The following is a 6,243-nucleotide window of genomic DNA, read 5'->3' as shown; positions in this document are numbered from 1 at the left end:
CCCGCTGCACAATCATCGCTGTCCCCGTCGCAAGGGGAGGGCGCTTGGATCCGGCCCGAAGCGGCGATGGGGATAGGTTGAGCGGGGCCGCTGGCGGTTCCCGGCGACCTCGTCAGGTCGCGCGGCTTACTCTTTAGGAGCGCGTGCGAGTGGCGGGATCGTCCGGGACCAAATCGTCAGCGGAGCGACAGGGCGGTGATCGTACAAACCGCCTATCGTGGATCGTCGGGGTCGAGACGGATGTAGCCGATCGACTTGGTCCGCGCCCGTCCGGGGGCTCGTGGGGTCCCGAGCTGAAATACGCTCACGCCCCCCATCCTCACGGAAAGAACAGCCTGGCGGAGCGGTAAGCGAGCCGAAACACACAAACCATCACGGTCTCCGGGTTCGCCCGGCCGCTCCGTCGCCTCCCCATGAACTTCAGCGGCGAGCCGCGTGAAGCGGAGATCCCATGGACGGCCTAGCCCTGTGCTTCCAGCCGCGCCAGCACCACGCCCTCGCTGACCTGGCCGCCGGCCGTGGCCAAGAGCTCGGCCACCACGCCGTCGAACGGCGCGGCCAGGGCGTGTTCCATCTTCATGGCCTCGAGCGTCAGCAGGGTCTGGCCCTTGGTCACCGTCTGGCCGGCCTGGACGGCGACAGAGACGATCTTGCCCGGCATCGGCGACAGGATCGCGCCGTCCGACGCCGCCCCCTCGCCCGCCCCACCGACCTTGGCCGTGAAGTCGAATTCGCGGACGTCGCCGCCTTCGAAGGCGTGGAACGGGCCCTTGCCGTAGATGCCCGGCAGGATCTCGACGTCGTCCAGGGCGCGGCCGTCCTCGACCGTGATGTCCCAGGACCAGTCGTCGCCCTCCCCTCCCACCAGCGCCACGCGCAGCGGCGTCCGCTGGCCGTCGATGTTGAACGGCAGGTCCATGGCCGCGCGCGGGGCGTTCATGCGGAAGCCGAGCAGGCGCGAGGGCGCGCTGGCCCACGGGTCGGCGCGCGGCATGTCTGCCTCGCCGAACGCTTCCAGCCTCTGACCAATGGCGGCCAGGGTCGGGGCGTCGCTGAAGGTCCGCTCGATCAGTTCGCCCAGCCGCGCCTCGATGAAGCCGGTGTCGATCCGGCCGTCGACGAAGTCCGGATGGCTGGCGCACTTGGCCAGGAAGGCGGCGTTGGTCTTGACCGGCCAGACCTCGACCAGGCCACAGGCCTCGGCCAGACGCGCGGCGGCGTCTTCGCGGTCGACGCCGTGGGCGATCAGCTTGGCGATCATCGGATCGTAATAGGGCGTGACCTCGCCGCCCTCCTCGACCGCGCTGTCGACACGGACGTCGCCCTCGGGCAGGCGGAAATGCTTCAGCTTGCCGGTCGACGGCAGGAAGCCCGTGGCCGGGTTCTCGGCATAGAGGCGGGCCTCCATGGCCCAGCCCTCCAATGTGATCTCGTCCTGTTCCAACGGCAGGGCCTCGCCCGAGGCGACCCGCAGCTGCCACTCGACCAGATCCTGGCCAGTGACCATCTCGGTGACCGGATGCTCGACCTGCAGCCGTGTGTTCATCTCCATGAACCAGATGCGGTCGGCGCGCAGGCCCTCGCTGGCGTCGGCGATGAACTCGACCGTGCCGGCGCCAACATAACCCACCGCCTGGGCGGCCTTGACCGCGGCGGCGCAGACGGCGCCGCGGGTGGCCTCGTCCATGCCAGGGGCCGGCGCCTCCTCGATGACCTTCTGATGGCGGCGCTGCAGCGAGCAGTCGCGCTCGAACAAGTGGACGACATTGCCGTGCTGGTCGCCGAACACCTGCACCTCGATGTGCCGCGGACGGGTGACGTACTTTTCCAGCAGCACCCGGTCGTCGCCGAAGCTGGCCGAGGCCTCGCGGCGGCACGAGCCCAGGGCGGCCTCGAAATCCTCCGCCCGCTCGACCTTGCGCATGCCCTTGCCGCCGCCGCCGGCCACGGCCTTGATCAGCACCGGATAGCCGATCAGCCGCGCCTCGGCGGCCAGGCGCTCGGCCGACTGGTCCTCGCCCAGATAGCCCGGCGTGGTCGGCACGCCGGCGTCGATCATCACCTTCTTGGCCGCGTCCTTCAGGCCCATGGCGCGGATCGCCGAGGGCGGCGGGCCGATCCAGGTCAGGCCCGCGTCGATGACGCTCTGGGCGAAGTCGGCGTTCTCGGACAGGAAACCGTAGCCGGGATGGATGGAGTCGGCGCCCATCTGCTTGGCCGCCGCCAGGATCTTCTTCGGGTCGAGATAGCTCTCCTTGGCCGGGGCCGGCCCGATCAGGATCGCCGCGTCCGCCTCCATCACGAACGGCGCATTGGCGTCCGCCTCGGAATAGACAGCGATCGTCCGCACGCCCAGCTCACGGGCGGTGCGGATGATGCGACGGGCGATCTCGCCGCGATTGGCGATCAGGACGGAGGAGAGCAAGGCGGAGACCTACATCTGGGAAAGAGAAAAGAGCATCAGGCCTGTCAGCAGCACGCCGAACGACGTCACGCTGATCATCCAGACGATGAACGTCTTGAGCAGGGCCCCGATGATGCTGGAGCCGTAGCCCCCGCGCAGGGTCTGGAAGAGATTGATCGGCGTCCACAGCGACACGATGCCAAAGGCCATCGGCCAAGCGCTCATGGGCAGCACCATGCCAATGGCGTTCACCAGGAACGAGAACGACAGCAGGTTGGTGGCCACCAGCAGGTGGTCGTAGATGAAGTACTGGCGCTTGTTCACATAGACGAGGGCCAGGCTGAGGCCGATGATCGGCAGCAGCAGCACCGCCAGGCGGTGGGCCCAGCCGAACATCACCAGCAGGTAGTAGTCGGGATTGGCCACGGCCTTGGCCAGGCCATCCTTGGGCCACCACGGCTTGGCCTTGGCCTCGTGGCCGCCGGCGGCGGGTTCCGGTGCGGCGTGTCCAGCGGCGGCAGGCGCGTTCTTGTCTGGCACGACGACGTTGAAATGCTGGCCGGCGATCTGGGCCTCGGCGATCTTGTTCGCGCCAGCCTCGATCTTCTCGGGGTCCTGGAAATCCAGCCCGCGGATCTGCTCGGCGGCATTGGCGTAGCGGTTGTGCAACCGGTCCAGAGCCTCCTTGCCGGCGTTGGGATTGCTCTGCAGCGCATCGGCCTTGGCGACCGCCTTGGCGTAGCGACCCTCGGCCTTCTTGACGTCGTCGGCGTATTCGTCGGCGATCTTGGCCTGGTCGGCGCCCTCCTCCTTGAGATCCTCGTCGCGCTCCTCGACGGCGCTCTTCAGGCGCTCGGCGCGATCGGTCGTCGCCTCCTTGCGGATCTCGTCGGCCTTGGTCTTGCGCCCCTGAGGCGTCATCAGCGCCTGGGCTTCCTTCTCCTCCTTGAGCTCCTGCTCGTGGCGGATGCCATGGATGGTGTGCTCGGCCGCGAAGATGAACAGCAGGAGGGCCACCAGGAAGGTGCGGAACGGCGGCACGTGCCGCACGATCCGGCCTTCCATGTAGTCCTTGGCCAGCTTTCCGGGCCGGAAGAACAGCAGCGGCAGGGTGCTGGCCAGGCGACCATCGAGGTGGAACATCCCCTCGATGGCTTCCCAGATCAGGTGCAGGATCGAGCGGTGATGGGTGTCGGCGTTCTGGCCACACGAATAGCAGTACCAGCCCTCCAGGGGCGTCCCGCAGTTCTTGCAGGGCTCACCCTGATGGTTGAAGGGCTTCTTCTTCGGCCGAATGAAACTCGCTGCCGAGTCCGCCGCCCCTGCTTCCAGATCCGCCGCCGTCATCACGCCCCCAAAACGTTCCTGAGTTTAAGTCTATTCAGCCCAGGACGGTTTACGACGGCCGAGGAAGGCGCGCACGCCTTCTTGTCCCTCTTCGGAGACGCGGCGCCGCGCGATGCGCCGGGCGCTCTCTTCGATCAGGCCCCTGTCGAGTTTCTGACCAGCGAAGTCGTTGACCAGGGCCTTGGCGTCGCCGATCGCGCCTGGCGCGCACGGGGCCATCTCCTCGATCAGGGCGTCGCGGGCCGCTTCCAGGCTGGCGACGTCCTCGAACACCTCGTCGACCAGGCCATAGCCCCAGGCTTCGTCGGCGTCGAACACCCGGCCGGTGGCGAACAGCAGCTTGGTCGTACGCGGGCCCAAGGCCTGGATGACATAAGGGCTGATGGTCGCCGGGGTCAGGCCCAGCTTGACCTCCGAGAACGAGAACTTGGCGTCCATCAGGGCGATGGCGTGGTCGCAGGCGGCGACCAGGCCCGCCCCGCCGCCATAGGCCGGACCTTCGACGAGCGCCACCGTCAGGGCCGGGACGTCGTGCAGGGCCTTGAGCATGTGGGCCAGCTCGAGCGCGTCGTCGCGGTTGTCGTCCTCATCCCAGTCGACGGCCGCGCCCATCCAGGCCAGGTCGGCCCCGGCGCTGAACGCGCCGCCGACGCCGCGCAGGAACACGATCCGCACGCCCTCGGCTCCGTGCAGGGTCTCGAAGGTCTGGCGCAGGGCGGCGATGGTCTCGGCGTCGAAGGCGTTCTTCTTGTCCGGACGATTGATCCACACGGTGACCGCGCCCTCGGGCGTGCTGTCCATGTGGACCAGCGGACTCATCGTCTCGGTGTCGGGCACTTCGACGATGGGATCGGCGATGGGGTTGGTCATGGCGGGCTCTTTCTCTTTTCGACGCTACATCCGGAAAACGCCGAAGGTGGTCTCCGGGATCGGTGCGTTCAGGCTGGCCGAGATGGCCAGACCCAGGACGTCGCGGGTTTGAGCTGGATCAATGATCCCGTCGTCCCAGAGCCGCGCCGTCGCGTGATAGGGGTTGCCCTCGTCCTCGTAGCGCTGGCGGATCGGCGCCTTGAAGGCCTCGGCCTCCTCGGGCGTCCACTTGGCCGCGTCGCGGTGGACGGTGGCCAGCACGCTGGCGGCCTGCTCGCCGCCCATCACCGAGATGCGGCTATTGGGCCAGGTGAACAGGAAGCGCGGGGAATAGGCGCGGCCGCACATGCCGTAATTGCCGGCCCCGAAGCTGCCGCCGATCAGGACGGTGAACTTCGGCACCTCGGCCGAGGCCACGGCCGTAACCAGCTTGGCGCCATCCTTGGCGATGCCGCCGGCCTCGTACTTGCCGCCGACCATGAAGCCCGAGATGTTCTGCAGAAACACCAATGGAATCTTGCGCTTGCAGGCGAGTTCTATGAAGTGCGCGCCCTTCAGCGCGCTCTCGCTGAACAGCACGCCATTGTTGGCCAGGATCGCTACCGGCTGGCCCCAGATGCGGGCGAATCCGCAGACCAGGGTCGTGCCGTACAGCGCCTTGAACTCGTCGAACTGGCTGCCGTCGACGATACGGGCGATCACCTCGCGCACGTCGTACGGCGCGCGGACGTCGGTCGGGACGATGCCGTACAGCTCCTCTGGATCGTAGGCCGGCGGCTCGGCGTCGGCGATCACCAGCTCTTGGGGCTTGGTGGTGTTCAGGTTGGCGACGATCGCGCGGACGATCTCCAGCGCATGCTCGTCATTCTCGGCCACATGATCGACGACGCCGGAGCGGCGGCCGTGGGTGTCGGCGCCGCCCAATTCCTCGGCCGAGATGACCTCGCCCGTGGCGGCCTTCACCAGCGGCGGACCGGCCAGGAAGATGGTGCCTTGATTGCGGACGATAACGGTCTCGTCGCTCATCGCCGGAACATAGGCGCCGCCGGCAGTGCACGAGCCCATGACGCAGGCGATCTGCGGAATGCCCGCCGCGCTCATCCGCGCCTGGTTGAAGAAGATGCGRCCGAAATGATCGCGGTCGGGGAAGACCTCGGCCTGGTGCGGCAGGTTCGCGCCGCCGCTGTCGACCAGATAGACGCACGGCAGGCGGTTCTGGGCGGCGATCTCCTGGGCGCGCAGGTGCTTCTTCACCGTCATCGGGAAGTAGGCCCCGCCCTTCACCGTGGCGTCGTTGGCGACGATCATCACCTCGCGGCCCGACACCCGGCCGATCCCACAGATCATGCCGGCGCCCGGCGCCTCGCCGTCATAGAGGTCGCAGGCGGCCAGCTGGCCGATTTCCAAGAAAGGCGAGCCCGGATCCAGCAGGCGCTCGACGCGCTGGCGGGGCAGCAGCTTGCCGCGCGCGGCGTGGCGTTCGCGCGAACTCTCCGGCCCGCCCAGCGCCGCCGCCGCGACCTTTGCGCGCAGCTCGTCGGCCAAGGCGCGATTATGGGCCGTGTTTCGGGCGAAGGCGTCACCGGACGCGTCGATAACGGAGTTCAACTTCGGCATGAACG

Annotated in this window: 4 protein-coding genes; all 4 read right to left on the bottom strand. The window is 68.0% G+C overall.

Going from position 1 to position 6,243, the window contains the following annotated elements:
- Nucleotides 1-460: 460 nt before the first annotated feature.
- Genes AC1DSO_RS14675 through AC1DSO_RS14660 form a run of 4 tightly spaced genes read right to left on the bottom strand, consistent with a single transcriptional unit; the run spans nt 461 to nt 6,238 of the window.
- The gene (locus AC1DSO_RS14675) at nt 461-2,425 is read right to left on the bottom strand and encodes an acetyl/propionyl/methylcrotonyl-CoA carboxylase subunit alpha (RefSeq protein ID WP_477069512.1); all 1,965 of its coding nucleotides are present in this window, start codon (nt 2,423-2,425) and stop codon (nt 461-463) included.
- Between the two features lie 9 nt (nt 2,426-2,434).
- Complete coding sequence (locus AC1DSO_RS14670; protein ID WP_477069511.1) at nt 2,435-3,751, bottom strand: DUF3667 domain-containing protein; 1,317 nt, start codon at nt 3,749-3,751, stop codon at nt 2,435-2,437.
- 30 nt (nt 3,752-3,781) lie between these two features.
- Nucleotides 3,782-4,621 carry an enoyl-CoA hydratase-related protein gene (locus tag AC1DSO_RS14665; protein WP_477069510.1) on the bottom strand — a complete coding sequence of 280 codons (840 nt, stop codon included), beginning with the start codon at nt 4,619-4,621 and terminating at the stop codon, nt 3,782-3,784.
- 24 nt (nt 4,622-4,645) lie between these two features.
- Nucleotides 4,646-6,238: a carboxyl transferase domain-containing protein gene (locus AC1DSO_RS14660; protein WP_477069509.1), complete on the bottom strand. Its 1,593-nt coding sequence runs from the start codon at nt 6,236-6,238 to the stop codon at nt 4,646-4,648.
- Nucleotides 6,239-6,243 lie beyond the last annotated feature (5 nt).

This window comes from Caulobacter sp. P4_E5, from assembly GCF_056401555.1.
This window is presented reverse-complemented; position numbering and strand designations above follow the sequence as displayed.

Coding starts and splice junctions, on each gene's coding strand:
- AC1DSO_RS14670 (WP_477069511.1), bottom strand. CDS start 3,751: ATGACGGCGGCGGATCTGGAAGCAGGGGCGGCGGACTCGGCAGCGAGT.
- AC1DSO_RS14665 (WP_477069510.1), bottom strand. CDS start 4,621: ATGACCAACCCCATCGCCGATCCCATCGTCGAAGTGCCCGACACCGAG.